Source organism: Citrobacter sp. RHB20-C16 (genome assembly GCF_013890155.1).
Taxonomy (GTDB): Bacteria; Pseudomonadota; Gammaproteobacteria; order Enterobacterales; family Enterobacteriaceae; genus Citrobacter_A; species Citrobacter_A amalonaticus.
The window spans coordinates 1,176,991-1,202,445 of record NZ_CP057630.1 but is presented as its reverse complement, the minus strand read 5'-3'; the positions used below and the strand labels follow the sequence as shown (position 1 = coordinate 1,202,445).

Sequence of the window (25,455 nt, the reverse complement as noted above, 5' to 3'; positions counted from 1 at the left end):
TTGTGGTAATAATTAACCTGCTAACCCTGTGACCTGCAAGCCTGTTTGCAGCGCATCTATACCCCGAATACCACCTAAAGTATGACGGGTATACAAGGAGAATTATCGTGTCTGAACTATCTCAACTCTCCCCGCAACCGCTGTGGGATATTTTTGCAAAAATCTGTTCAATTCCTCACCCGTCCTATCATGAAGAGCAGCTCGCTGAGCACATCATCGGCTGGGCAAACGAGAAAGGTTTCCACGTCGAGCGCGACCAGGTAGGGAATATCCTGATTCGCAAACCGGCCAGTGCGGGAATGGAAAACCGTAAACCGGTGGTTCTGCAGGCGCACCTGGACATGGTGCCGCAGAAAAACAACGACACTGTGCACGATTTCACCAAAGATCCGATCCAGCCTTATATTGATGGCGAATGGGTGAAAGCGCGTGGTACCACACTGGGCGCCGATAACGGCATCGGGATGGCTTCCGCATTAGCGGTTCTGGCTGACGACAGCGTCGTTCACGGACCGCTGGAAGTGCTGCTGACCATGACCGAAGAAGCGGGGATGGACGGTGCATTTGGTCTGCAGGCCAACTGGCTGCAGGCGGATATTCTGATCAACACCGACTCGGAAGAAGAAGGTGAGATCTACATGGGTTGCGCAGGAGGGATCGACTTCACCTCTAACCTGCCGCTGACCCGCGAAGCCGTTCCGGCAGGTTTCCAGACCTTTAAGCTGACGCTGAAAGGGCTGAAAGGCGGTCACTCCGGTGGCGAAATCCACGTTGGTCTTGGCAACGCGAACAAACTGCTGGTTCGTTTCCTGGCCGGTCATGCTGAAGAGTTGGATCTGCGTCTGGTCGATTTCAACGGCGGTACGCTGCGTAACGCAATTCCACGTGAAGCCTTTGCGACCGTTGCCGTTGCGGCAGACAACGTAGAGGCGCTGAAAGCGCGGGTTAACGCTTATCAGGACATTCTGAAAAACGAACTGGCTGAAAAAGAGAAAAACCTGGTGGTTCAGCTGGAGAGCGCCGCGAGCGATAAAGCCGCACTGACCGCACAATCTCGCGATGGCTTTATCCGTCTGCTGAACGCCACGCCGAACGGTGTGATCCGCAATTCCGACGTCGCAAAAGGCGTGGTTGAAACCTCACTGAACGTGGGCGTCGTCACCATGACCGACGACAACGTCGAAATCCATTGCTTGATCCGTTCGCTGATCGACACCGGTAAAGACTATGTCGTTAGCATGCTGGATTCGCTGGGGAAACTGGCAGGCGCGAAAACCGAAGCGAAAGGGAGCTACCCTGGCTGGCAGCCGGATGCGAACTCACCGGTGATGCATCTGGTGCGCGAAACCTATCAGCGTCTGTTCAACAAGACGCCGAACATCCAGATTATCCACGCGGGTCTGGAGTGCGGTCTGTTTAAGAAACCGTACCCGGATATGGATATGGTCTCTATCGGGCCAACCATTACCGGTCCACACTCACCGGATGAGCAGGTGCATATCGAAAGCGTCAGTCATTACTGGACGCTTCTGACCGAACTGCTGAAAGCGATTCCGACGAAGTAAGTTACGGCTGTCGTGCTATAAAAATGCCGGATGGCGGCGCGTTGCGCCTTATCCGGCATTTTGCTCTTTATAACCCCAGCAATAACTGCGGTTCCAGTTGCGGATCGAGTAGCGTTACGTGCAGCCCCACCAGCCTTACCCCCCGCCCTGCCCGCCGCTCATCCCAGGTTTTATGCGCAGTAGAAATCAGGTCTTCTTTATTCAGCTTCGGCCAGACGTGTTCCTGGGTGGTTTGCTGAAAGTCATTGAACTTGAGCTTTACCCCCTGGCGAGCAATGCATAAATCGGGTTTGACTTTCGCCAGTCGCCGTTCGAGTTCCGGATATAACTGCTCAATGATCGCCTCACAGTCAGACCACTGATGAATATCTTCCGCCATGGTGCGTTCCACGCCGACCGATTTGCGTAAGCGTTCATTATTGACATCCCGTTCGTCGATTCCCTGGCTACGCTCCCACAATACCCGCCCAAACTTACCGAAGCGCTTAAGTAATGTCGCCAAATCGCACTGCTGGACATCACCGCAGGTGCGTAGCCCCATGCTTTCCAGTTTTGCCGCAGACACTTTACCGACGCCGGGAATTTTCCCCAGCGGCAACGTACTGAGGAACGCCGGCACATCATCCGGCGTAATGACATACTGTCCGTTGGGTTTATTCAGATCGGAGGCAATTTTGGCCAGAAACTTCACTGGCGCCACGCCCGCCGAGGCGGTAAGTTGCAGCTCGTTGAAAATCGTCTGGCGTATTTCCTGAGCGATAAGCGTGGCTGACCCATGACAGTGTGTACTGTCCGTGACGTCCAGATACGCCTCGTCCAGTGACAGCGGCTCAATTAATGAGGTATAGCGGGCGAAAATGGACTGGATTTGGCGGGAGGCTTCTTTGTAGGCCTCATAACGGCCCGGTAATAACGTGAGGTGCGGACACAGTTTCAGCGCCATACCGGTCGGCATCGCGCTGCGCACGCCAAATTTACGGGCGGGATAGTTGGCGGTGCTGATAACGCCTCTGCGCTCACGGCTGCCGCCAATGGCAATAGGGATGTCGCGCAACGCCGGGTTGTCCCGCATCTCAACCGCGGCGAAAAAACAGTCCATATCAACATGTATGATTTTACGCATCACCCACCTCCCGAAACACTGTTTAAGTATACAGTGAAATCAATAAATGGGAAGCGATCGCTCATCCGAACAACGCGACGAATTCCAGCGTCGTGACTACTGTGGTATCGGGTTGCGATGTAATGCAGCGAGGTGCTGTTTTTTATCCAGTTTCTCCACTAACGGTTGAACCACTTTTTCACCATGCTGACCAAAATATTGATACAAAGTATCGGCTGCGCTCTGGGTCAGAATCATGATTTCGATGCGTCGGTTTCCTGCGCTTTCCGGATTATTGGTATCCAGCAGCATCTGGTCAGCCATCGCACTAACCTGCATCACTTTATCCTCCGGCATCCCTGCTTCTTCCAGTACGCGACGTGCGGATAACGCTCTGTCCCCTGACAGGTTCCAGTTGTTATAAATATTATTTTTATAACCCATGGCATCCGTATGCCCGGTAATAATGATCTTATTGTCCAGCGAGTCAAAAACCGGCGCCAGCTCAACCAGAAGCGATTTAAAGAACGGCATGATCCGTGCACTGCCACGCTCAAACATACTGCGGTTTTGGTCGTCTTTAATCAGCACACGTAACCCCTGGGGCACTATCTCCATTTCCAGGTTAGTTTCCATGTGCGCATTTCGCGCAACAGTATTAATACTGGTGGCCAATTCACCTAATTCTGAGGCGGATTTTCTTTTCAGCAGCGCCGTTTTCTCATTCACATCACGCGCTTTTCTCTCGGTTGCCTCACTCACTTTTATCCGTTCTTTTGCTGAGTTCGTTTCCTCGGTGGTGGACTTATTACGCGGGGTGCTACTCCTGCTTGCCATCGCGGTAATCGGCTTTTGACCAATTTTATTCAGCGCCGTTAAGCCCCCGCCATTAAAGATCGACTGGCCATGCAACGCCGCCACAATGTTTTCTCGATCGGATTTACTGACGCTGTTCACAATCAACTTCATCGTCGTCACCAAAGGCGCTGAACGTATCTCCGAAGTATCCGCCCGCTTTACCCTTGATGCGATGCCAGGCAAACAGATGGCGATCGACGCCGACCTGAATGCCGGGCTTATTAACCAGCAGCAGGCGCAGACGCGACGTAAGGACGTCGCCGGCGAAGCCGATTTCTATGGCGCGATGGACGGGGCCTCGAAGTTCGTGCGCGGCGACGCCATCGCCGGGATGATGATTCTGGCGATCAACCTGATCGGCGGCGTGTGCATCGGGATTTTTAAATACAATCTCAGTGCCGAAGCGGCATTCCAGCAGTACGTGCTGATGACCATCGGTGACGGTCTGGTGGCGCAGATCCCTTCCCTCCTGCTCTCTACCGCCGCCGCGATCATCGTGACCCGCGTCAGTGACAATGGCGATATCGCCACCGATGTTCGCGCACAGTTACTGGCCAACCCGTCGGTGCTGTATACCGCCACCAGCATTATGTTTGTACTGGCAGTGGTGCCGGGAATGCCACATTTCCCGTTCCTCGCGTTCAGCGGCCTGCTGGGCTTCACCGCCTGGCGGATGAGTAAACGCCCGAAAGCCGCTGAGGCTGAAGAGAAAAACCTCGAAACGCTGACGAAAACAATCGTCGAAACGACCGAGCAGCAGATTACCTGGGAAACCATCCCGCTGATTGAGCCAATCAGCCTGAGCCTGGGGTATAAGCTGGTCTCACTGGTGGATAAATCAAAAGGCAATCCGCTGACACAGCGTATCCGTGGCGTGCGCCAGGTGATCTCCGATACCAACGGCGTGCTGCTGCCGGAAATTCGCATTCGTGAAAATTTCAGGTTAAAGCCCAGCCAGTACGCGATCTATATCAACGGGATTAAGGCCGATGAAGCCGATATTCCCTCTGACCGCCTGATGGCTCTGCCTTCCAGCGAAACTTACGGCGAGATAGATGGCATTCTGGGTAATGACCCGGCGTACGGGATGCCGGTGACCTGGATCCAGGCAGCGCAGAAGGCGAAAGCGTTGAATATGGGGTATCAGGTGATCGACAGCGCCAGCGTGATTGCCACGCACGTGAATAAGGTGGTGCGCAACTATATTCCCGATCTGTTTAATTATGATGACATTACGCAGCTGCATAACCGTCTCTCGTCAATGGCACCGCGCCTGGCGGAAGATCTCAGCGCCGCGCTCAACTACAGCCAGTTGCTGAAAGTGTATCGGGCGCTGCTGACTGAAGGCGTATCACTGCGCGACATTGTGACTATCGCCACCGTGCTGGTTGCCAGCAGCAGCGTAACGAAAGATCCCATTCTGCTGGTCGCTGATATCCGCCTTGCGCTGCGTCGCAGCATTACGCACCCGTTTGTCCGCAAGCAGGAACTGGCGGTCTATACGCTGAATAACGAACTGGAAAACCTGCTTTCTAACGTGGTGAATCAGGCGCAGCAGAGCGGTAAGGTGATGCTCGATAGCGTGCCGGTGGATCCGAACATGCTCAATCAGTTCCAGAGCAATATGCCGCAAATTAAGGAGCAGATGAAAGCCGCAGGCAAAGAGCCGGTGCTGCTGGTCGCGCCGTCGCTACGTCCGCTGCTGGCGCGCTATGCCCGACTCTTCGCGCCGGGTCTGAACGTTCTGTCTTATAACGAAGTGGCAGATGAACTGGAGCTGAAAATTATGGGGGCACTGAGTTAAATAATTACCCGGCTGTTTAAGTCGGCGTTTTTTCTGCCGCTTTATAAAGATGACGCGACAAGGAGGTTGCATTTCAAATGCCTGCTCAAGTTAAAGGATTGATGAGTGACCATTCAACAGAATATCCCATCCCCTTCAGAAAACGACGCTCAGCATGATGACGCCAGATTGTACTGGCGCACATACCGGGAGTTTGTGCGCCAGCAAGAGTTGCAACAACATAATGAAACGCAATCAACAGATGACGCGATGCCCGCGCACGTCGCGCTCATCGAACCCGTCGATCTGTTGCTGGCAGGCACGATGATGCTTGTCTTCATCATCCTGCTGCTGCTTGCCTGTTAGATGATGGTATTTTCCTTGAGGATCCGGCGTGCGCCGAGGAAGTGATCCTGCCAGAACGGATCGGTCAATTGGCTCACCCGGATGGTTTCGCCCGTACGCGGGGACTGGATAAACTGTCCATCCCCCAGATAAACACCCATATGGTCGGCGATATCCTGACTGTGTATATGGAAGAACAGCAGATCGCCACGGCGCAGGTCACGGTTAGCGACAATGGTTGCCCGACGGTAATGATACATTTCATTTGCCGTGCGCGGTAATTTGGCCGCCAGGATTTTATTGTAGGCGTAGAAAACCAGCCCACTACAGTCGAATCCGCGATCCGGATTGACGCCTCCCCATACGTACGGTTTCCCCAGTTGCGCCTCAAGGCGATGAATCGCCACTTCCGTGATGTTCTGCAAATGGTCGCTAGTGAGGAACGCCTTATTTTCTGCCAGTTCCTGCCAGCGATGGTTGTCCGCGCGCAGCGGCCCCGGGAACCATTCTGGATGCTGTTCAAGCAACTCACGGTTGTGCTGGCGCAACGCTCTCTTGCTCTGCGGGGTTCCGGAAACAATGTAATGCGCCTGCCTTCTGCGCTTCGCCTGATATTTACTGAGCAGACGTTCACGGTTATGCATCCGCAACGTCGCGGCATAGCTAAACGTCTGATGTGAAGAGACGGCTGCAGATAACGGTGAATAAAGGAGACATAACGAGAGTAGCCCCGGCAGAATGGCGCGCGGAGCACCTGATAAAAACATAAAAAAACATAACCTAAATAAACAGTGAGGCGACAGTTTAACCAGGCGAGGAACTGACCAGGCTTAATAATCAATAATTAAAAAATTAATGGTTTATTATCAGTGAATTGTATCCGCCATGCCCCTGGCAACGAGCCTGACATCCGTTCTGCGGAAATGGACAAAATCGGGCCGGTTCTGACAGCCAGTGTCGCTAACGTTCTGTATAAATTGTAAACGCACCACGAGGGGCTTGCGAAAAACTGTCGTGGTGTTAATGTGAGCGTTCCAAATCCAGATTAGTCCGATTTGGGGATCTTATTTTTGCCGTTCTGGCGTGTGCAATCGTTTTATCAAGGAACAAGCAGTATGCGTAAAATCGCATTATTTATTGCGATGCTTTTGATCCCGTGCGTGTCATTCGCCGGCTTGCTGAGTAGCAATAGCTCCACAACCCCCATCAGCAAAGAGTATAAGCAGCAATTGATGGGATCGCCGGTCTATATTCAGATCTTCAAGGAAGAGCGCACGCTCGATCTCTACGTCAAGATGGGCGAACAGTATCAACTTCTCGACAGCTACAAAATTTGTAATTACTCCGGCGGATTAGGTCCAAAACAACGCCAGGGCGATTTTAAAAGTCCTGAAGGTTTTTATAACGTCCAGCGTAGCCAGCTCAAACCTGACAGCCGCTTTTATAAAGCCATTAATATAGGCTTCCCCAATGCCTATGACCGTGCTCATGGTTATGAAGGCAAATATCTGATGATTCACGGTGCCTGCGTCTCGGTTGGCTGTTACGCCATGACCGACAGCGGCATTGATGAGATTTTCCAGTTTGTCACCGGTGCGTTGGTCTTTGGTCAGTCGAGTGTGCAGGTCAGTATTTATCCCTTCCGCATGACCGATGCCAATATGCAGCGTCACAAGTATTCGTATTACAAAGAGTTCTGGGCGCAGTTAAAACCGGGATACGATTATTTCGAGCAGACCCGCAAGCCACCGACCGTGTCGGTTGTCGATGGCCGCTATGTCGTCAGCAAACCGTTGAGTCATGAAGTGGTTCAGCCGCAGCTGGCGTCAAACTACACGCTCCCCGAGACAAAATAACGCCCACTCGCCTGGCATAATCTTTTGCCAGGTTTCGTTGCCTGTCAGTGGTTGCGTGGCAATGACGGTGACCACATCGTTCGGTGTGGTCTCTTTCTGAAAATCTATCTCCACATCCTGATCGAGCAACGTGGCGACGCCAAACGGTGCACGGCGCGTGATCCAGAACAGATTCGTTGAGCAGAATGCCATCACATAACGACCATCTGACAACAGCATGTTAAAGACCCCTTTCTCACGCAGTACGCCCGCCAGCGTTGCGATATACCTGAACACCGCCGTCATGTTGCCAGGCGTGCGCGGGTAGCGCTGAGTGAGTTTGTGCAGCAACCAGCAGAATGCCTTTTCGCTGTCGGTTTCACCCACCGGGCGAAAATTGCCGGTTTCCAGCGTTTTATAGCCCGAAAGCTGACCATTGTGCGCGTAGGTCCAGTGGCGGCCCCACAGTTCACGCGTGAAGGGATGGGTGTTCTCCAGCGCCACTTCGCCCCGGTTCGCCTGGCGAATATGGGCAATCACGGAACAGGATTTGATCGGGTAGTCCTGTACCAGTCTGGCGATGGGGGAGTTAAAGCTGGGTTGCGGATCTTTGAACGTCCGGCAGCCTTTGCCTTCATAGAAGGTGATGCCCCAGCCGTCTTTGTGCGGTCCGGTTCCCCCTCCACGCTGAACCAGCCCGGTAAAACTAAAGCAGATATCGGTAGGCACATTGGCGCTCATCCCGAGCAGTTCGCACATACATCACCTCCACAACTGCGGGGGCGCAAAACCCCCGGCGAAGACTTACTTAACCATCTCTTTTTCGATCAACTGAATCAGGATATGAATCACTTTAATATGAATTTCCTGAATACGGTCAGCATAGCCGAAATGCGGAACGCGGATTTCGATATCGGCAGTACCGGCCATTTTGCCGCCGTCTTTACCGGTCAGGGTGATGACCTTCATTCCCTTCTCGCGTGCCGCGGCGATGGCTTTGATCACGTTACCCGAATTGCCGGAGGTTGAGATGCCTAACAGCACATCGCCTTCGCGCCCTACCGCTTCCACATAACGGGAAAAGACGTAGTCGTAACCGAAATCATTGCTGACGCAGGAGATGTGGCTAACGTCGGAAATCGCAATGGCCGGATAGCCCGGACGGTTTTCGCGATAACGCCCGGTCAGTTCTTCGGCAAAGTGCATGGCGTCACAATGAGAGCCGCCGTTACCGCAGGACAGTACCTTACCACCCGCTTTAAAACTGTCTGCCAGCAGGACCGCCGCGCGCTGAATGGCGTGAATATTGGCATCATCTTTTAAAAAATTCGCCAGCGTTTCCGCCGCTTCGTTCAGTTCGTTACGAATAAGATCCTGGTACATGAGGATATCCTTCAGCATGAATGTAAATGACAGGATGCAGTGTACCGGATAGCACTGGCAGCGAGAAGCATAAGCCACATCAATGGCGACGGCTTTTGATTTTTCGTGCCGCAGAAATCGGCAACAATGTGAGCTTTGTTGTAATTATTTTGTAAACACATTGCTAAAAGAATTCACATCCACTACAACCATATCATCACAAGTGGTCAGACCTCCTACAAGCAAGGGAGCTTTTCGTTATGATGATTTTGAGTATTCTCGCTACGATTGTTCTGCTCGGCGCGCTGTTTTATCACCGCGTGAGCCTGTTCCTCAGCAGCCTGATTCTGCTCGCATGGACGGCCGCGCTTGGCGTGGCCGGACTGTGGAATATCTGGCTGCTGGTTCCGCTGGCCATTCTCCTCGTCCCGTTCAATGTGACGCCGATGCGTAAATCGATGATCTCCGCGCCGGTGTTCCGTGGCTTCCGTAAGGTGATGCCGCCGATGTCACGTACGGAGAAAGAAGCGATTGATGCCGGTACCACCTGGTGGGAAGGCGATCTGTTTCAGGGCAATCCGGACTGGAAAAAACTGCACAACTATCCGCAGCCGCGTCTGACCGCCGAAGAGCAGGCGTTCATCGACGGCCCGGTGGAAGAAGCGTGCCGCATGGCGAACGACTTCCAGATCACCCACGAGCTGGCCGATCTCCCGCCGGAACTGTGGGCGTTTTTGAAAGAACATCGCTTTTTCGCGATGATCATTAAGAAAGAGTACGGCGGGCTGGAATTCTCCGCTTACGCCCAGTCTCGCGTGCTGCAAAAACTTTCTGGCGTCTCCGGGATCCTGGCGATTACCGTGGGCGTGCCGAACTCCTTAGGCCCAGGCGAGCTGCTGCAACATTACGGTACACAAGAGCAGAAAGACCATTACCTGCCTCGTCTGGCGCGTGGTCAGGAGATCCCTTGCTTTGCGCTGACCAGCCCGGAAGCGGGTTCTGATGCGGGTGCCATTCCGGATACCGGTATTGTTTGTATGGGCGAATGGCAAGGCCAGCAGGTGCTGGGGATGCGTTTGACCTGGAACAAGCGTTATATCACCCTCGCGCCTATCGCCACCGTCCTGGGACTGGCATTTAAACTTTCTGACCCGGATAAGCTGCTGGGCGGCGAAGAAGAACTGGGGATCACCTGTGCGTTAATCCCAACCTCGACGCCAGGCGTGGAAATTGGTCGTCGTCACTTCCCGCTGAACGTCCCGTTCCAGAACGGTCCGACTCGCGGTAACGATGTATTTGTTCCGATCGATTACATCATCGGCGGCCCGAAAATGGCCGGTCAGGGCTGGCGTATGCTGGTGGAATGTCTGTCGGTGGGCCGCGGGATTACCCTGCCGTCTAACTCGACCGGCGGCGTAAAATCCGTTGCGATGGCTACCGGTGCTTATGCCCACATTCGTCGTCAGTTCAAAATCTCTATCGGTAAAATGGAAGGGATTGAAGAACCGCTGGCACGCATTGCCGGTAATGCCTACGTGATGGATGCCGCTGCGTCCCTCATCACCTACGGTATTATGCTCGGTGAGAAACCGGCAGTGTTGTCGGCAATCGTCAAGTATCACTGTACTCATCGTGGTCAGCAGTCAATTATTGACGCGATGGATATCACCGGTGGCAAGGGCATTATGCTGGGCGAAGGTAATTTCCTGGCGCGGGCCTATCAGGGCGCGCCGATCGCCATCACCGTGGAAGGCGCGAACATTCTGACCCGTAGCATGATGATCTTCGGTCAGGGGGCAATTCGCTGCCATCCGTATGTCCTCGAAGAGATGGCGGCCGCACAGAATAACGATGTGAATGCGTTCGACAAACTGCTGTTTAAACATATCGGCCACGTCGGCAGCAACAAAGTGCGCAGCTTCTGGTTGGGTCTGACGCGTGGTTTAACCAGCCAAACGCCCACCCGCGATGCGACGAAGCGTTATTATCAGCATCTTAACCGCCTGAGCGCGAACCTGGCGCTACTCTCTGACGTGTCGATGGCTGTGCTGGGCGGAAGTCTCAAACGCCGCGAGCGCATATCTGCTCGTCTGGGTGATGTACTGAGCCAGCTGTATCTGGCCTCTGCGGTTCTGAAACGTTACGACGACGAAGGCCGTCATGAAGCGGACCTGCCGCTGGTTCACTGGGGTGTGCAGGATGCACTGTATAAAGCGGAACAGGCAATCGACGATCTGCTGCAGAACTTTCCGAACCGCCTGGTGGCTGGCCTGCTGAACGTGGTGATCTTCCCGACCGGTCGTCACTACCTGGCCCCTTCCGACAAGCTGGATCATAAAGTCGCGAAGATATTGCAGGTACCGAGCGCCACCCGTGACCGTATCGGCCGTGGACAGTATCTGACGCCGAGCGAGCATAACCCGGTGGGATTACTGGAAGAAGCGCTGCTGGATGTGATGGCCGCCGACCCTATTCATCAGCGTATTTGCAAAGAGATTGGCAAAAACCTGCCGTTCACCCGTCTGGATGAACTGGCGCAAAATGCGCTGGCCAAAGGGCTCATTGATAAAGACGAAGCGGCGATTCTGGTCAAAGCGGAAGAAAGCCGACTGCGCAGCATCAATGTGGACGATTTTGAACCCGAGGAGCTGGCGACAAAGCCGGTAAAGCTGCCAGAGAAAGTGCGTAAAGTCGAAGCCGCGTAACGCTTACGCATGACCTTTTAGCCTCGCTTCGGCGGGGCTTTTTATCATCCGCGTTTCCTGAAATCACGTGCTACAGTGTCAGAATGCTGTTCAACAAGGAGACCCTACCGTGCCTGGTTTGAAAATTACGCTGCTGCAACAACCGCTGGTCTGGATGGATGGACCCGCCAATTTGCGTCACTTTGACCTTTTACTGGAACCGGTAACGGGGCGCGATCTCATCGTCTTACCCGAAATGTTCACCACGGGGTTTGCGATGGAGGCTGCCAGAGAAGCGCCCACTCAGGAGGAGGTGATTTCATGGATGCAAAAACAGGCGCAGCGAACAAACGCTCTGATTGCCGGTAGCGCCGCGCTTCAGACAGAACGTGGCGCGGTGAACCGTTTTTTACTGGTCGAGCCAGAAGGTAACGTGCACTTTTATGATAAACGCCACCTGTTTCGAATGGCTGACGAACATCATCATTACCAGCCAGGCAACCGCCGCGTGATCGTGGAATGGCGCGGGTGGCGCATTCTGCCGCAGGTCTGTTATGACCTGCGTTTTCCAGTATGGTCACGCAATTTGAATGATTATGATCTGGCGCTGTATGTCGCCAACTGGCCGGCGCCTCGTTCTCAGCACTGGCAGACGTTGCTGGCGGCGCGCGCGATTGAAAATCAGGTCTGGGTGGCTGGATGTAACCGCGTCGGCACCGACGGCAACGGGCATCACTATCGTGGCGACAGTCGGGTTATCAGCCCGCAAGGAGAAATCATTGCGACAGCGGAAGCCCATCAGGCTACTCGCATTGACGCGGAACTTTCTTTGAGTGCGCTGAAAGCGTATCGGGAGACGTTTCCGGCCTGGCAGGATGCCGACCCGTTTATTCTGCGCTGATTTTTTGACGAGATAAAAACGACGAAAGCCTGAATCATTACTGACTCAGGCTTTCTGAATAGTGGCGGAACGGACGGGACTCGAACCCGCGACCCCCTGCGTGACAGGCAGGTATTCTAACCAACTGAACTACCGCTCCGCGATGTGTTCCACTTGGGAACGAAGCGCATATTACGGATTGCCACACACCTCGTCAACGCTTTTTCTCACGTTTTTAATCGTTTGCTCTAAAAATCACCCGAGCGGCGGTTTTTACCCCATTTGCCGACTTTCTACGCCCGCCAGAGGCAACTTCCCCCTTTCTTTTCCACCAGGTCGAGGCGCGATTCATGGGCCGCCACTTCCTCATCGGTGGCGAAAACGACGCGTAGCCTGCTGGCCTGACGTACAAGCCGCTGGATCCCCGTATTGCCCTGCTGCTGAGTTTCCCCTTCCATCGAAAACGCCATCGTCGTCTGACCGCCGGTCATCATCAGATAAACATCAGCCAGAATCTGGGCATCGAGCAATGCGCCGTGCAGCGTACGCTTGCTGTTGTCTATCTCATAACGCGAGCACAATGCATCCAGGCTATTACGCTTGCCAGGGAACATCTTCCTCGCCAGCGCCAGACTATCGGTAACTTTACAGAAGGTATTGGTTTTCGGGATATCGCGGTTGAGCTTGCTGAACTCGTAGTCCATAAAGCCGATATCAAACGACGCGTTATGAATGACCAGTTCCGCCCCGCGGATATAATCGAGAAATTCATCCGCCACCTCGGCAAATGTCGGCTTGTCCAGCAGGAACTCATCCGCAATTCCGTGGACGCCAAACGCTTCCGGATCCACCAGCCGATCAGGCTTCAGATAGACATGGAAGTTATTCCCCGTCAGACGGCGGTTCACTACCTCTACAGCACCGATCTCAATGATCTTGTGCCCTTCGTAGTGCGCGCCGATCTGGTTCATACCGGTGGTTTCGGTATCGAGGACGATCTGTCGTGTAATTGCAGTGCTCATAGCGGTCATTTATGTCAGACTTGTCGTTTTACGGTTCGATTCAATTACAGGAAGTCTACCAGAGATGCTTAAACAGGTAGAAATTTTCACCGACGGTTCGTGCCTGGGCAATCCAGGTCCGGGCGGCTACGGGGCAATTTTACGCTATCGCGGGCGCGAAAAAACCTTTAATGAGGGCTATATCCTCACGACCAATAATCGCATGGAGCTGATGGCGGCGATCGTCGCCCTGGAAGCCCTGAAAGAACATTGTGAAGTCATTTTGAGCACTGACAGTCAGTATGTGCGCCAGGGGATCACCCAATGGATTCATAACTGGAAAAAACGCGGCTGGAAAACTGCCGACAAAAAACCGGTAAAAAATGTCGATCTCTGGAAGCGTCTTGATGCCGCCCTCGGGCAGCATCAGATCAAATGGGAGTGGGTAAAAGGCCATGCCGGCCATCCAGAAAACGAGCGTTGCGATGAGCTTGCCCGTGCCGCCGCCATGAATCCAACTCAGGAAGACGTTGGTTATCAGCCCGAAGCTTAAACGTCCGGCTTGCGATATTGCCGGGTCGCGCCAACGGCCTGCGGTATGCGCGCTTTCGCCTTGTTCTGTTTCATCGGATTGAGCGTAAGCGGAATCGTTCGCTTACGCGCCACAATCATCTGCATACAGCCCAGCGCAGGAAGGTGTGCACTCAACATCTTTCCTCCTTGCTTTTTCCACGGCAGGACGTGAAAACGGCTATAGTTCAGCACTTCAAAATTCAGCAGCGACAGCCAGTCCAGTTGGCGCATCAGCGTAAACATACGACTATTATAAGGCGACGATTTACGCAGCACCGGCACCAGCTTGCGCAGCCCCATCAGGCTCACCGGGTTGAATCCGCTCAGTACCAGCCAGCCATCATCAATAAGTACCCGATCGGCTTCACGTAACAAGCGGTGGGGATCGGCGCACCAGGGTAGCGTGTGCGCCAGTAGACAGACGTCGACCGATTTATCGGCAAAAGGGAGATGAAGCGGATCGGCCTGAACCTGAACCGGCGAGCCTTTGGCAGAAACGTTAACCTGATGCGAAACCGCACAGGCTTCCGAGTTGATTTCTGCACTTAAATTGCCCACCTTAAGCAGGTGAAAACCATACATTTTTGCAAACCACGGGTTAAGCTGTTTTTCCAGCGCCTCACGATAGTACTCTCCCCAGGGCAAATCGCTCCAGCGATCGGGTGCTACGACTGTTTGAGGGTTCCTTGCCGGTTTCATCACAACCATCCGTTATGCATAGACAGAGAGGTAATTTATGAATCTTAACAGTATTCCGGCGTTTCAGGACAATTACATCTGGGTTCTGAGTAATGATGAAGGACGTTGTCTGATCGTGGACCCGGGCGACGCCGCGCCGGTGTTAAAAGCGATTGCCGAAAACCAGTGGCAGCCAGAGGCTATTCTACTCACTCATCATCATCAGGACCATGTGGGTGGCGTGAAAGAACTGGTACAGAACTTTCCTAAACTAGTGGTTTACGGACCAGCAGAGACACAAGATAAGGGGGTCACTCATATAGTCGAAGATGGCGATTCCGCCCTCATTTTGGGGCATGAATTTAGTATATTTGCTACACCCGGTCACACTTTAGGACATATCTGTTACTTTAGCCATCCTTATCTTTTCTGCGGAGATACGCTGTTTTCGGGTGGTTGTGGACGCCTGTTCGAAGGCACAGCGAGTCAGATGTATCAATCAGTTAAAAAAATATCCGCACTTCCAGACGATACACTCATTTGTTGCGCCCATGAGTATACTTTAGCAAATATGAAGTTTGCTCTGAGCATCCTGCCGCACGATTCGTTCATAAATGATTATTATCGTAAAGTTAATGAGTTACGGGTAAAAAAACAAATGACACTCCCCGTTATTCTGAAAAATGAGCGGCAAAATAATATTTTTTTGAGAACGGAAGATATTGATTTAATTAATGAAATTAACAAAGAAACAATATTGCAACACCCTGAAGAGCGATTTGCCTGGTTAAGGTCAAAGAAAGACAGCTTCTGATAATTGCAGGTTGCCTTTTCAAAACTTCGCCGTTATGATCGGTCGTCTTTTAAGCAACTATTGACACACACATGAAGGCAAAAGCGATCTTACTCGCCTCTGTCCTGCTCGTGGGTTGCCAGTCGTCTCAAAACGCCGGTAATGTCCAACAGCACGCACAGAGCCTTTCTGCAGCTGGTCAAGGGGAAGCAGGAAAGTTTACGAGTCAGGCTCGATGGATGGACGATGGGACGTCCCTCGCGCCGGATCAAGACTTGTGGGCTTTCATTGGCGACGAGCTAAAGATGGGAATTCCGGAAAACGACCGGATTCGCGAACAAAAACAGAAGTATTTACGCAATAAGAGCTATCTCCACGATGTAACTTTACGGGCAGAGCCGTATATGTACTGGATAGCCGGGCAAGTTAAGAAACGTAACATGCCAATGGAACTGGTACTACTACCCATAGTGGAGAGCGCTTTTGATCCTCATGCGACGTCTGGCGCCAATGCCGCAGGCATCTGGCAGATCATTCCGAGCACGGGGCGCAATTATGGTTTAAAACAGACCCGCAGTTATGACGCGCGTCGCGATGTGGTGGCTTCCACAACCGCAGCGCTCGACATGATGCAACGTCTGAACAAAATGTTTGACGGCGACTGGCTGCTGACCGTTGCGGCTTATAATAGCGGTGAAGGTCGGGTCATGAAGGCGATTAAAACGAACAAAGCGCGTGGGAAATCCACCGACTTCTGGTCGTTGCCGTTGCCTCAGGAAACGAAGCTGTACGTGCCAAAAATGCTGGCCCTGAGTGATATTCTCAAGAACAGCAAACGTTATGGCGTACGTCTGCCAACCACAGACGAAAGTCGTGCACTGGCGCGTGTTCGTTTAAGCAGTCCGGTTGAAATGGCGCAGGTTGCCGATATGGCGGGGATTCCCGTCAGCAAGCTGAAGACCTTTAATGCTGGTGTGAAAGGCTCCACGCTGGGCGCAAGCGGTCCGCAATACGTAATGGTACCAAAGAAGCATGCAGAGAAACTGCGTGAATCTCTGGCCTCTGGCGAAATTGCTGCCGTACAGTCCACTCTGGTGGCTGATAACACCCCGCTGAACAGTCGTAGTTACACCGTTCGCTCTGGCGATACGCTTTCAGGCATTGCTTCACGTCTCGGCGTGAGCACGAAGGATCTGCAGCAGTGGAATAAGCTGCGTGGTTCAACGCTGAAAGTGGGCCAAAGTCTGACGGTGGGTGCCGGTAACAGTGCACAGCAACTGGCTAAAAACAGCGACAGCATTACCTATCGTGTACGTAAGGGCGATTCGCTTTCGAGCATTGCTAAACGTCACGGCGTTAACATCAAAGATGTCATGCGCTGGAACAACGATACGGACAATCTGAAGCCCGGCGATCAACTGACGTTGTTTGTGAAAAACAACAACACGCCAGACTCCTGATAGCTCACAATATTAAAAGGCACCGATTTCCCCCGGTGCCTTTTTTCTTTATGCCGCTTTGTGCGCTTCGGCCATGATGGTATCGCTGGTAAACGATCCCTCGTCCTGTAAAGCGAAGTAAGCTTTCACCTCCGCAGAGGCGCTTACCTGATACAGACGAATCGCATCTACCAGTTCAGCGGGCGTGCGCATTCTCGTCACCCATGAACTAAACTCCAGCGGCAAACGGTCGGTTATCAACGAATCAACAATCAGGTTTGCATCATTCATCAGCGCCAGCCATTCGCCGCTGGAATAGTTGCGAACGTGCGAGGTGTCGCGCAATGCCTCCACCGTCTGTAACCAGATATCGCGGACCGGATGCCCTGGGGACATGACATCCATAATAATCAGGACTCCGCCCGGTTTTAATACCCGATTAACTTCGCGCAGCGCTCTGCCCACATCATGCCAGTGATGCGCGGAATAACGACTGATAACAACGTCAAAGGCAGCATCTTCAAACGGCAGGCTTTCGGCATAGCCCTGCTTTGTGGTGATGTTGGCTAATCCCTTCTCTTTTGCCGCCTGCGCCACAACGTCAAGCATCTGCGAAGATAAATCGTAAGCCACCACTTGTTTCACATTCTGCGCGGCGATAAAGCTTGCATGCCCGGCGCCACAGCCCATATCCAGTACGCTGGCATGAGGGAACGCAGACAGGCGCTCAGCCAGACGCTGCAAGTCGCGACCGGTTGCATGCACGGCACTGGTTAAATAGGCATTTGCCTGGGAGCCAAACTGCTTTTCGACGTTATCGTGGTGGGAGTGTGTTGTCATTATGCTGTCCTTTGGTTGTTTGCAAGATAAAGGGCAGCACCACTACAGGTCTGCCCCAACGGCAGACCTGACACACCTTACTGCACAGGTTTGCCGGGACTGAATTCAACGAGTAGCGGATTGTGATCGGATGCGCGTGTGACCAGTACTGAAGCCTCACTGACGTTCAGACCTCGATAAAAGACAAAATCCAGGGGGCGACCAAACGCGCGACGGCGCTGATCGTCAGTAAAACGAACCTGTCGCAACGACATTTCGCGCGCGAAGCGATACAGCGCATTCATGCGGCGTCGGCTCCAGGCATTAAAATCTCCGGCCATAATCACCGGGCCGCTGTGATGCGCAATCTGGTCACCGATTGGAAGTAACTGCTTACTATACACATCGACCCCCAGACTAAAGTTAACCGCATGGATATTAACGACCATCAACAGTCGCGTATCGGGCAACGGATAGACGGTAACCAGCGCCGATTTTGCCAGGCGCAGGATAGGCTCTCGCTCACGAAGTGGGCAACAGTATACGGGATGCGCGGATGAGAGCGTCATCACCCCTGACGGATGCTGTGGCAGAACAAATGCCGGCACCTGATCGGCCGCCAGGTAATTCGCCGTCGCAAACTTCACCAGCTCCGGCGTCGTTTGCGCTTCCTGTAACAACACCAGGTGCGCATCTTTGCCAAAATTCTTCAGCACCGAAAGCCATTCCGCTCGCTGCTGCTTAAAGATATTCCACACCAGGATACGGATCCGATCTTCACTGCTTAACGGCGCCCCGGCGGGTAATGCCTGGCCGATGCTCGAAAATGACCCGGGCGGCAAAATCCGCTCAGCGGGTTGTCCGGCAACATAGCGCATGGCATAGGTGTTTTTTCGCACTTTTGACTTTCAAACCTCTGTAACGTCAACCAGCCCGGTGCCGGACTGGTTCTTCTGTTATAGGGATTTTAGCTCACACTTTCAACGACCAATTGCAGATTGTTTTGTAAGCACACACTTACTTCAAGTACTTAACCCAGCACGGCTACGCGTGCGGGTTTATCCAGTCGACCACTAATCCCCATCAACAGGAAGGCTCCCAACACAATCAATGCCCCAATCCACGGTGTTTGCGCCAGGCCGAAGTGCTCCACCGTCTGTCCGCCGACAACAGAACCGATCGCAATCCCGATGTTAAAAGCCGCGATGTTGAGGCCGGATGCCACATCTACCGCATTCGGCGTAAATTGTTCGGCTTTTTGCACCACATAGACCTGCAAACCCGGTACATTGCCGAAAGCAAAGATCCCCATCACCAGTACCGTTGCCAGCGCGGCGTACTGCATAGTGGCGGTAAACTGAAAGACGAGCAACAGTACAAACAGTGCGGCGAAAATAAACTTCAGCGCAGGCACCGCCCCATGTTTATCCGCCAGTTTTCCGCCCCAGATGTTACCTACCGCGACGGATACGCCATAGCCTAATAAGATCCAACTCACTGCGGCAGGCGAGAAACCCGCCAGATCCTGCATCATCGGCGCCAGAAAGGTAAATGCGGTAAAGACGCCGCCGTAGCCCAATGCCGTGATCGCATAGATGATCAACAAGCGTGGATGCGTTAAGACACTCAACTGGTCACGCAGCGTCGCCGCGGCGCGTCCCGGAATGTTCGCCGGAATGAGCCACTGACTGCTGATCAGCGCAATCACGCCCAACACAGAAACGGCCAGAAAGGTTTCGCGCCAGCCAAAATACTGACCGATGAACGTCCCCAGAGGAACCCCGGTTACCAGAGCAACCGTCAGACCACCAAACATGATGGCAATGGCAGAAGCCGCTTTTTCTTTTGCTACCAGACTGGTGGCAATGGTGGAGCCAATCGAGAAGAACACGCCATGAGCCAGACCGGTCAGTAAACGGGCCGCAATCAGCGTCATATAGCCAGGAGCCTGCCATGCCAGCAGGTTGCCCGCCGTGAACAGGACCATCAGCGCAACCAGCAACGGCTTACGCGGCAGACGTCCAGTCAATGCCGTCAGTACTGGCGCGCCAATCGCCACGCCGAGAGCATAGATGGAAACCAACATCCCCGCAGAAGGCAGAGAAATGGCCAGTTGTTCGGCAATTGTCGGCACCAGGCCTACAATCACAAATTCGGTTGTGCCAATAGCAAAAGCACTTATTGTCAGCGCAAATAACGCGAGAGGCATAAATCACTCCATATCATCAGTATTCGGATGACACGCAGTATGCCGGGATGGTTTAATAACAAAAATATCCAAAATCTCAATACAATTTTGCTTCGGGTGCAAAAATGAAAGCAACTTCAGAAGAACTCGCCATTTTTGTTTCAGTGGTAGAAAGCGGAAGTTTCAGCCGGGCGGCAGAACAGTTAGGTCAGGCAAACTCAGCGGTAAGCCGGGCAGTAAAAAAGCTGGAAATGAAGCTTGGCGTGAGTTTACTCAACCGCACAACCCGGCAGCTCAGCCTGACAGAAGAAGGTGAACGCTATTTTCGCCGCGTCCAGTCTTTGTTGCAGGAGATGGCGGCGGCAGAAACGGAAATCATGGAGACACGCAGCACTCCACGCGGGGTGCTCCGTATCGATGCCGCCACGCCGGTGATGCTGCATTTTCTGATGCCGTTGATAAAGCCTTTCCGCGAACGTTACCCGGAAATTACGCTTTCTCTTGTTTCCTCTGAAACCTTTATCAATTTGATCGAGAGAAAAGTGGATATTGCAATCCGTGCAGGCACATTGACGGATTCCAGTCTCCGCGCCCGACCGCTCTTTAACAGCTATCGGAAGATTATTGCCTCGCCGGACTATCTTGAACGATACGGGAAGCCGGAAACAGTGGAAGAGCTAAAAGCACACCTGTGCCTGGGTTTCACCGAACCCGTATCCCTCAACACCTGGCCTATCGCTTGTAGCGATGGGCAACTTCACGAGATTGTCTGTGGAATTTCGTCAAACAGCGGCGAAACGCTTAAACAGCTCTGCCTCAGCGGAAACGGCATTGCCTGCCTGTCGGACTACATGATTGATCGGGAAATTGCGCGAGGTGAACTGGTGGAGCTGATGGCCGATAAACGCCTGCCGGTAGAGATGCCGTTCAGCGCCGTCTATTACAGCGATCGTGCCGTGAGTACGCGTATTCGGGCATTTATCGATTTTCTGAGTGAATATATAAGAACAGCTCCCGGAGGAGCTGTTAAAGAGGGTTAAAGGCATTCAGGGGTTAACGCATTAATCCCACTGCGGAGCCAGTCCTTCCGGGCTTACCAGGCGATTGTTGCAATCCAGAGCAGCGATCGCTTTTTTATCTTCGGCATCTAACGTTAGATCCAGCGCCAACAGGTTGCTTGCCAGGTTTTCTCGCTTAGTGGAAGAAGGAATGACCGAGTAACCTTCATCCATCGCCCATGCCAGGATCACCTGAGCTGCGGTGGCGTTGTGTTTCGCCGCGATGCGGGTAATCACTTCATCTTTCAGTGCCTTACCATATGCCAGCGTCATGTAAGACGTGATGTGGATACCGTGTGCTTTCGCCCAGTCAACCACTTTGCCATTTTGCAGGTAAGGAGACAGTTCAATCTGGTTAGTCGCGATATTTTCAGCACCGACCGCTGCAATGGCTTTTTCCATCAGCGGGATAGTGAAGTTAGAGATACCGATTTCACGCGTCAGTCCCTGCTTTTTCGCTTCCAGCAGCGCCTGCATGAATTCCTCAACCGATACAGCATCATTTGGTGATGGCCAATGGATCAGCGTCAGATCAACATAATCAGTACGCAGTTTTTTCAGGCTCTCTTTCAGGCTAGGGATCAGCTTGTCTTTGCTCAGATTCTCAATCCAGATCTTGGTCGTAATGTACAACTCATTGCGCGGAACGCCGCTCTCTGCAATTGCCTGGCCAACTGCGGCTTCATTATCATAGATTTGTGCAGTATCGACAGCACGGTAACCGAGCTCCAGAGCCGTTTTTACGGATGCAATAACAACATCGTCCTTAAGACGGAAGGTACCTAAACCGAATGCCGGGATAGTCATAATAATTCCTCTTTGATTCATCATGTTCGTTAACTGAGAGGATTATGACGTTTTGCGTTTTGTGGAAAAAGAGCGAAAAATGCAGAGGATTTTTGCGTTTTTAGCAACAATTAGATTTAAGGCAAAGAAAAAGCCCTGAGTGTTAACTCAGGGCTCTTAATAAGTGGCGGAACGGACGGGACTCGAACCCGCGACCCCCTGCGTGACAGGCAGGTATTCTAACCAACTGAACTACCGCTCCACCGAATTTTTCTACAACCACTGATTTTTACATCAGTTTACTGCTTAATTTGATGCCTGGCAGTTCCCTACTCTCGCATGGGGAAACCCCACACTACCATCGGCGCTACGGCGTTTCACTTCTGAGTTCGGCATGGGGTCAGGTGGGACCACCGCGCTACGGCCGCCAGGCAAATTCTGTTTATTAACCCGCCTTTCGCCGGTTAATCTAATCTGTAATCACGCTGAAAATTTTCTCTCAATCCGCCAAAACAGCTTCGGCGTTGTAAGGTTAAGCCTCACGGTTCATTAGTACCGGTTAGCTCAACGCATCGCTGCGCTTACACACCCGGCCTATCAACGTCGTCGTCTTCAACGTTCCTTCAGGACCCTTAAAGGGTCAGGGAGAACTCATCTCGGGGCAAGTTTCGTGCTTAGATGCTTTCAGCACTTATCTCTTCCGCATTTAGCTACCGGGCAGTGCCATTGGCATGACAACCCGAACACCAGTGATGCGTCCACTCCGGTCCTCTCGTACTAGGAGCAGCCCCCCTCAATTCTCCAGCGCCCACGGCAGATAGGGACCGAACTGTCTCACGACGTTCTAAACCCAGCTCGCGTACCACTTTAAATGGCGAACAGCCATACCCTTGGGACCTACTTCAGCCCCAGGATGTGATGAGCCGACATCGAGGTGCCAAACACCGCCGTCGATATGAACTCTTGGGCGGTATCAGCCTGTTATCCCCGGAGTACCTTTTATCCGTTGAGCGATGGCCCTTCCATTCAGAACCACCGGATCACTAAGACCTGCTTTCGCACCTGCTCGCGCCGTCACGCTCGCAGTCAAGCTAGCTTATGCCTTTGCACTAACCTCCTGATGTCCGACCAGGATTAGCTAACCTTCGTGCTCCTCCGTTACTCTTTAGGAGGAGACCGCCCCAGTCAAACTACCCACCAGACACTGTCCGCAACCCGGATTACGGGCCCACGTTAGAACACCAGCCATTAAAGGGTGGTATTTCAAGGACGGCTCCACACGAACTGGCGTCCGCGCTTCAAAGCCTCCCACCTATCCTACACATCAAGGACCAGTGTTCAGTGTCAAGCTATAGTAAAGGTTCACGGGGTCTTTCCGTCTTGCCGCGGGTACACTGCATCTTCACAGCGAGTTCAATTTCACTGAGTCTCGGGTGGAGACAGCCTGGCCATCATTACGCCATTCGTGCAGGTCGGAACTTACCCGACAAGGAATTTCGCTACCTTAGGACCGTTATAGTTACGGCCGCCGTTTACCGGGGCTTCGATCAAGAGCTTCTCCTTACGGATAACCCCATCAATTAACCTTCCGGCACCGGGCAGGCGTCACACCGTATACGTCCACTTTCGTGTTTGCACAGTGCTGTGTTTTTAATAAACAGTTGCAGCCAGCTGGTATCTTCGACTGATTTCAGCTCCACGAGTAAATCGCTTCACCTACATATCAGCGTGCCTTCTCCCGAAGTTACGGCACCATTTTGCCTAGTTCCTTCACCCGAGTTCTCTCAAGCGCCTTGGTATTCTCTACCTGACCACCTGTGTCGGTTTGGGGTACGATCTGATGTTACCTGATGCTTAGAGGCTTTTCCTGGAAGCAGGGCATTTGTTGCTTCAGCACCGTAGTGCCTCGTCATCACGCCTCAGTGTTAAAGTGAACCGGATTTACCTGGAACACACACCTACACGCTTAAACCGGGACAACCGTCGCCCGGCCAACATAGCCTTCTCCGTCCCCCCTTCGCAGTAACACCTGGTACAGGAATATTAACCTGTTTCCCATCGACTACGCCTTTCGGCCTCGCCTTAGGGGTCGACTCACCCTGCCCCGATTAACGTTGGACAGGAACCCTTGGTCTTCCGGCGAGCGGGCTTTTCACCCGCTTTATCGTTACTTATGTCAGCATTCGCACTTCTGATACCTCCAGCATGCCTCACAGCACACCTTCACAGGCTTACAGAACGCTCCCCTACCCAACAACACTTAGTGTCGCTGCCGCAGCTTCGGTGCATGGTTTAGCCCCGTTACATCTTCCGCGCAGGCCGACTCGACCAGTGAGCTATTACGCTTTCTTTAAATGATGGCTGCTTCTAAGCCAACATCCTGGCTGTCTGAGCCTTCCCACATCGTTTCCCACTTAACCATGACTTTGGGACCTTAGCTGGCGGTCTGGGTTGTTTCCCTCTTCACGACGGACGTTAGCACCCGCCGTGTGTCTCCCGTGATAACATTCTCCGGTATTCGCAGTTTGCATCGGGTTGGTAAGCCGGGATGGCCCCCTAGCCGAAACAGTGCTCTACCCCCGGAGATGAATTCACGAGGCGCTACCTAAATAGCTTTCGGGGAGAACCAGCTATCTCCCGGTTTGATTGGCCTTTCACCCCCAGCCACAAGTCATCCGCTAATTTTTCAACATTAGTCGGTTCGGTCCTCCAGTTAGTGTTACCCAACCTTCAACCTGCCCATGGCTAGATCACCGGGTTTCGGGTCTATACCCTGCAACTTAACGCCCAGTTAAGACTCGGTTTCCCTTCGGCTCCCCTATTCGGTTAACCTTGCTACAGAATATAAGTCGCTGACCCATTATACAAAAGGTACGCAGTCACCCCATAAAGAGGCTCCCACTGCTTGTACGTACACGGTTTCAGGTTCTTTTTCACTCCCCTCGCCGGGGTTCTTTTCGCCTTTCCCTCACGGTACTGGTTCACTATCGGTCAGTCAGGAGTATTTAGCCTTGGAGGATGGTCCCCCCATATTCAGACAGGATACCACGTGTCCCGCCCTACTCATCGAGCTCACAACACATGCAATTTTGTGTACGGGGCTGTCACCCTGTATCGCCGGCCTTTCCAGACCGTTCCACTACCACACATGCTGATTCAGGCTCTGGGCTGCTCCCCGTTCGCTCGCCGCTACTGGGGGAATCTCGGTTGATTTCTTTTCCTCGGGGTACTTAGATGTTTCAGTTCCCCCGGTTCGCCTCGTTAACCTATGGATTCAGTTAACGATAGTGCAACGAATTGCACTGGGTTTCCCCATTCGGACATCGCCGGCTATAACGGTTCATATCACCTTACCGACGCTTTTCGCAGATTAGCACGTCCTTCATCGCCTCTGACTGCCAGGGCATCCACCGTGTACGCTTAGTCGCTTAACCTCACAACCCGAAGATGTTTCTTTCGATTCATCATCGTGTTGCGAAAATTTGAGAGACTCGAACACACCATTAACAGTGTGTCGTTTCAATTTTCAGCTTGATCCAGATTTTTAAAGAGCAAATATCTCAAACATGACTCGCTGAGTCAGTTTTGAGATACAAAGGCCGGCGACTTTCACTCACACAAACCAGCAAGTGGCGTCCCCTAGGGGATTCGAACCCCTGTTACCGCCGTGAAAGGGCGGTGTCCTGGGCCTCTAGACGAAGGGGAC

The 25,455-nt window shown here is 52.8% G+C and carries 20 protein-coding genes, 3 tRNA genes, 2 rRNA genes and 1 pseudogene; 10 read left to right on the top strand and 16 right to left on the bottom strand.

Annotated features, from left to right (window positions below; translation table 11 throughout):
* The first annotated feature begins 107 nt into the window (after nt 1-107).
* Nucleotides 108-1,565, top strand: a complete 1,458-nt coding sequence (gene pepD, locus HVX64_RS05830; protein ID WP_044258815.1) for a cytosol nonspecific dipeptidase — start codon at nt 108-110, stop codon at nt 1,563-1,565.
* Between the two features lie 67 nt (nt 1,566-1,632).
* On the opposite strand, the gene dinB is transcribed toward pepD, so the two are convergent.
* Both dinB and lafU read right to left on the bottom strand, forming a co-directional pair.
* A complete protein-coding gene (dinB, locus tag HVX64_RS05825) occupies nt 1,633-2,688 on the bottom strand; it encodes a DNA polymerase IV (protein ID WP_044258813.1) in 1,056 nt (351 codons plus the stop codon).
* A gap of 96 nt (nt 2,689-2,784) precedes the next feature.
* Entirely contained in the window at nt 2,785-3,645 is an 861-nt protein-coding gene (gene lafU, locus HVX64_RS05820; protein WP_172961318.1) for a putative lateral flagellar export/assembly protein LafU, read from the bottom strand.
* Here lafU and HVX64_RS05815 point away from each other — a divergent pair.
* Both HVX64_RS05815 and HVX64_RS05810 read left to right on the top strand, forming a co-directional pair.
* A pseudogene (locus HVX64_RS05815) lies at nt 3,626-5,329 on the top strand (flagellar biosynthesis protein FlhA); the annotation flags it as partial. The gene lafU and the pseudogene HVX64_RS05815 overlap by 20 nt on opposite strands.
* Nucleotides 5,330-5,434: 105 nt before the next feature.
* Nucleotides 5,435-5,674, top strand: coding sequence for a hypothetical protein (locus HVX64_RS05810; protein WP_042997826.1), 240 nt, complete (start codon nt 5,435-5,437; stop codon nt 5,672-5,674).
* Here the strand turns inward: HVX64_RS05810 and HVX64_RS05805 are convergent.
* Nucleotides 5,671-6,420 (bottom strand): C40 family peptidase, encoded by a 750-nt coding sequence (locus tag HVX64_RS05805; RefSeq protein ID WP_071888436.1) that lies wholly within the window; start codon nt 6,418-6,420, stop codon nt 5,671-5,673. The two genes, HVX64_RS05810 and HVX64_RS05805, sit on opposite strands and share 4 nt — an antisense overlap.
* Nucleotides 6,421-6,768: 348 nt before the next feature.
* Here HVX64_RS05805 and dpaA point away from each other — a divergent pair, with 348 nt between their 5' ends.
* Complete coding sequence (dpaA, locus tag HVX64_RS05800) at nt 6,769-7,509, top strand: peptidoglycan meso-diaminopimelic acid protein amidase (protein WP_044258808.1); 741 nt, start codon at nt 6,769-6,771, stop codon at nt 7,507-7,509.
* Here the strand turns inward: dpaA and HVX64_RS05795 are convergent.
* Nucleotides 7,480-8,247, bottom strand: a complete 768-nt coding sequence (locus HVX64_RS05795; protein WP_044258806.1) for a class II glutamine amidotransferase — start codon at nt 8,245-8,247, stop codon at nt 7,480-7,482. The two genes, dpaA and HVX64_RS05795, sit on opposite strands and share 30 nt — an antisense overlap.
* Before the next feature lie 45 nt (nt 8,248-8,292).
* Complete coding sequence (gene lpcA / locus HVX64_RS05790) at nt 8,293-8,871, bottom strand: D-sedoheptulose 7-phosphate isomerase (RefSeq protein WP_028017728.1); 579 nt, start codon at nt 8,869-8,871, stop codon at nt 8,293-8,295.
* 239 nt (nt 8,872-9,110) lie between these two features.
* Here lpcA and fadE point away from each other — a divergent pair, with 239 nt between their 5' ends.
* Complete coding sequence (gene fadE / locus HVX64_RS05785) at nt 9,111-11,555, top strand: acyl-CoA dehydrogenase FadE (RefSeq protein WP_042997831.1); 2,445 nt, start codon at nt 9,111-9,113, stop codon at nt 11,553-11,555.
* Nucleotides 11,556-11,664: 109 nt separating this feature from the next.
* On the top strand, nt 11,665-12,435 hold the full coding sequence (locus HVX64_RS05780) for an amidohydrolase (RefSeq protein ID WP_044258802.1): 771 nt from the start codon (nt 11,665-11,667) through the stop codon (nt 12,433-12,435).
* 62 nt (nt 12,436-12,497) lie between these two features.
* On the opposite strand, the gene HVX64_RS05775 is transcribed toward HVX64_RS05780, so the two are convergent.
* Nucleotides 12,498-12,574 (bottom strand) — tRNA-Asp (locus tag HVX64_RS05775).
* 133 nt (nt 12,575-12,707) lie between these two features.
* Complete coding sequence (gene dnaQ, locus HVX64_RS05770) at nt 12,708-13,436, bottom strand: DNA polymerase III subunit epsilon (RefSeq protein WP_044258800.1); 729 nt, start codon at nt 13,434-13,436, stop codon at nt 12,708-12,710.
* A gap of 64 nt (nt 13,437-13,500) precedes the next feature.
* Between dnaQ and rnhA the strand changes: the two genes are divergently transcribed.
* On the top strand, nt 13,501-13,968 hold the full coding sequence (gene rnhA / locus HVX64_RS05765; RefSeq protein WP_042997834.1) for a ribonuclease HI: 468 nt from the start codon (nt 13,501-13,503) through the stop codon (nt 13,966-13,968).
* Here the strand turns inward: rnhA and HVX64_RS05760 are convergent.
* Nucleotides 13,965-14,687: a class I SAM-dependent methyltransferase gene (locus HVX64_RS05760; protein ID WP_042997835.1), complete on the bottom strand. Its 723-nt coding sequence runs from the start codon at nt 14,685-14,687 to the stop codon at nt 13,965-13,967. The genes rnhA and HVX64_RS05760 overlap by 4 nt on opposite strands.
* A gap of 37 nt (nt 14,688-14,724) precedes the next feature.
* Here HVX64_RS05760 and gloB point away from each other — a divergent pair, with 37 nt between their 5' ends.
* The gene (gene gloB, locus HVX64_RS05755; protein ID WP_044258798.1) at nt 14,725-15,480 is read left to right on the top strand and encodes a hydroxyacylglutathione hydrolase; all 756 of its coding nucleotides are present in this window, start codon (nt 14,725-14,727) and stop codon (nt 15,478-15,480) included.
* 71 nt (nt 15,481-15,551) lie between these two features.
* Complete coding sequence (gene mltD / locus HVX64_RS05750; protein WP_042997837.1) at nt 15,552-16,919, top strand: murein transglycosylase D; 1,368 nt, start codon at nt 15,552-15,554, stop codon at nt 16,917-16,919.
* A 48-nt stretch (nt 16,920-16,967) separates the two neighbouring features.
* Here the strand turns inward: mltD and HVX64_RS05745 are convergent, their stop codons facing one another.
* From HVX64_RS05745 to HVX64_RS05735, 3 genes are all read right to left on the bottom strand, one after another.
* A complete protein-coding gene (locus HVX64_RS05745; protein ID WP_042997838.1) occupies nt 16,968-17,738 on the bottom strand; it encodes a class I SAM-dependent methyltransferase in 771 nt (256 codons plus the stop codon).
* 77 nt (nt 17,739-17,815) lie between these two features.
* A complete protein-coding gene (locus HVX64_RS05740) occupies nt 17,816-18,616 on the bottom strand; it encodes an endonuclease/exonuclease/phosphatase family protein (protein ID WP_042997839.1) in 801 nt (266 codons plus the stop codon).
* Nucleotides 18,617-18,747: 131 nt separating this feature from the next.
* The gene (locus HVX64_RS05735) at nt 18,748-19,926 is read right to left on the bottom strand and encodes an MFS transporter (protein WP_044258796.1); all 1,179 of its coding nucleotides are present in this window, start codon (nt 19,924-19,926) and stop codon (nt 18,748-18,750) included.
* Nucleotides 19,927-20,030: 104 nt separating this feature from the next.
* On the opposite strand from HVX64_RS05735, the gene yafC reads away from it, so the two are divergent.
* Nucleotides 20,031-20,945, top strand: a complete 915-nt coding sequence (gene yafC / locus HVX64_RS05730; protein WP_044258795.1) for a DNA-binding transcriptional regulator YafC — start codon at nt 20,031-20,033, stop codon at nt 20,943-20,945.
* Nucleotides 20,946-20,966: 21 nt separating this feature from the next.
* On the opposite strand, the gene dkgB is transcribed toward yafC, so the two are convergent.
* The 5 genes from dkgB to HVX64_RS05705 all read right to left on the bottom strand — a co-directional run bounded on the left by dkgB (nt 20,967) and on the right by HVX64_RS05705 (nt 25,455).
* Nucleotides 20,967-21,770 (bottom strand): 2,5-didehydrogluconate reductase DkgB, encoded by an 804-nt coding sequence (dkgB, locus tag HVX64_RS05725; protein WP_181825313.1) that lies wholly within the window; start codon nt 21,768-21,770, stop codon nt 20,967-20,969.
* Nucleotides 21,771-21,934: 164 nt separating this feature from the next.
* Nucleotides 21,935-22,011, bottom strand: a tRNA-Asp gene (locus HVX64_RS05720).
* Nucleotides 22,012-22,065: 54 nt separating this feature from the next.
* Nucleotides 22,066-22,181, bottom strand: a 5S ribosomal RNA gene (gene rrf, locus HVX64_RS05715).
* Nucleotides 22,182-22,277: 96 nt separating this feature from the next.
* Nucleotides 22,278-25,183, bottom strand: a 23S ribosomal RNA gene (locus HVX64_RS05710).
* 196 nt (nt 25,184-25,379) lie between these two features.
* A tRNA-Glu gene (locus HVX64_RS05705) sits at nt 25,380-25,455 on the bottom strand.